The following is a 2271-nucleotide window of genomic DNA, read 5'->3' as shown; positions in this document are numbered from 1 at the left end:
ATTTTCTTTGCAATTAATTTAGATTCTAATGTTCTTAAGATAGTTGCTGCCCATACTTTAGGTGCAAAATTTGCTGTACTCATTTGTTTCTCCTTTTACCATGATTTCATGGATTTATGTATTAGGTCCAGATTTTTATTAACATCTGCCTGTGACATAGCATCTACCTGTGCTTCAGTAAAGAATGAAGAAGTTTGTCCGGAATCAGATAGAGAACCAGGTGTAGATAATCCATTAGCTTGTATCTGCTTAATAGTATCATTCTGTATCTTCGCTCTATCTCTTTGAATTATATCTTTCTTATTAGCTAAGTAATAAGCGTCTGATAGTGAATTTCCGTTCTTTACATACTCTATAATCTTATCTGAATTAGGTAGTTTACTTAAATCATCCAGGTTGTTAATTTTTACATCTAGTTCCATATCAGTTAAATCGCCATTTAGTTGTTCAATTTGTTTACTTATAAAAGATTCTTGTTGAGATTGTCTATAAGCTTTTACTTCAGGATCATTTTCTTTTAAATTCTTGTAAATTTCTTTAGGGTCTACGTCTTCATCACGTAAACGCTCAAGTAACTCTGTTTCTCTTTGCTCTGCTATTGCTTTGTCATAATCAGCTTTTGTATGAATACCATGCGATTTACCATATTGATCAGATATGAATTTATCTACGCTTTTTTGTTCTGCGCTTCTTCTGATTTCAGCATACTTAGCATTTTCTTCAGGTGTCTGTACATGTTCTTCTGCGACAGCCGCGACTTCTGTCTCTACGCTTTCAGTTGATTGTACTTCTCCTTCTGATTGAGGTTCTACGACTTCCTCTTGGCCTGCGTCAACAGTGCTTTCATTTTCCAACATATTGTTCTCCTTTTCTAGGTTGTTCATTATATAAGTATTATATCACTAATTTTTAATACATGCAAAATATTTTGCACTTAACCGTTAGCTAGTTGTCTAGTTGTTTTAATCGCTACTTGAAATTTGTCACATTTCTTATCTAAACATCCGAACTTTTGCACTTGTTGAATGTCTAGTGTACCTATTTCAGTTTCTAGCCTACTATCCATAATCATAATAGGTTTACCACATATACATAATTCTCTTTTATTCATATTATACACCTAGCCCTTCTAATAATGTAGGGTCTGCTTCAACTGCTGCTCTTTCTTCAGGAGTTAACCCAGCCATTAATGTATCAACTTGTGAAGTTTGTTGTATCTGTTGTTCTTCTGCTAACTTCATTTCTTCCTGTTCCTTTTCAATTTCTTCTCTTAAGCCTTGTGATAAAGTGTTCTTAGGCATATATTTAGCATGTTGATACTTATCAATCCATTGTCTATCTGCGTATAAGTCTAATATAGATACTTGTAACGATTCAGAGTAAGTAGAAGCTGGTCCTACATCCACCATTAAATCAAACTCAATCCCATTTGCTTTAACACCGTTGAAAACTTTAGATACTTCATTTCCGTCTTCGTCTTCACCTTTGATTGTTCTATCCATATTATAGAAACACTTAAAGAATTGTTCCATGATCTCGCCAACACGTTTCATACTTGCAATAACCGTTCTCATATAACCATCATTAGGCTTTTGTGCTTGATTCTGTAGTGCTATTATAGCAGCTGCGGCCATGTTAGCGCCTATTTGTTCCCCTGTAGATACATCCGTTACACCTGTTACACTTCTAGTCATATCCATCAACGTCTGCATTAATTGTGGTGCTGTTTGTGAGTTGCTAGGAGTCTGCATATACTTAATACCATCTCCACCTTGTGCATGATCTACTAGGATTTCTCCTGGTGTATTAGTGACAGCTTGTTGTAATGCGTCTACCTTAGCAATTATTTTAGGCCATGCAGTTTGTTGTACTGATAGCAATTGCATACCCAAGCCCCAATTTAATGACTTCTGATTAGGTATAATGTCTTCTAAGAAACTTCTATAGTAAGCACACTTTCTGCGTCTCTTGAATCCTATTATTTCAACAGGATATAATACGAACTTACATTCTTCCATAGGCGACAATCTTGTTTCTTTCTGTACTGTAGCTTCTTTGGTAACCTCCGTCCAATATACTTCACCATTCTTTCTAAAGTATTTGGTCCATGTAGTAACTTCGGTAGAATTTTTAGATTCAACTTTAGCACTTTCATACTTTTCATCAACTGAATTATAAGTATCAGCTTTAATTAATTCAAAGTCTTTACCATTTGCTTTAGCACGTTCTACTGTTTCGTTAACATCTCTACGTCTTTTAAGTAATATAAAT

At 34.6% G+C, this 2271-nt stretch carries 3 protein-coding genes; all 3 read right to left on the bottom strand.

The annotated features are described in order from the left end of the window. Positions 1-95 precede the first annotated feature (95 nt). Positions 96-857: a hypothetical protein gene (locus tag ABZC13_RS14235; protein WP_373005361.1), complete on the bottom strand. Its 762-nt coding sequence runs from the start codon at positions 855-857 to the stop codon at positions 96-98. A gap of 77 nt (positions 858-934) precedes the next feature. Continuing rightward, positions 935-1111: a hypothetical protein gene (locus ABZC13_RS14230; protein ID WP_373005358.1), complete on the bottom strand. Its 177-nt coding sequence runs from the start codon at positions 1109-1111 to the stop codon at positions 935-937. 1 nt (position 1112) lies between these two features. Next, on the bottom strand, positions 1113-2271 hold a 1159-nt coding region (locus tag ABZC13_RS14225), incomplete at its 5' end, for a hypothetical protein (protein ID WP_373005354.1).

This window comes from Sulfurimonas sp. (assembly GCF_041563035.1).
Classification (GTDB): Bacteria; Campylobacterota; Campylobacteria; order Campylobacterales; family Sulfurimonadaceae; genus Sulfurimonas.
The sequence above is the reverse complement of the archived record's forward strand: the minus strand, read 5'-3'. Positions and strand labels throughout refer to the sequence as shown.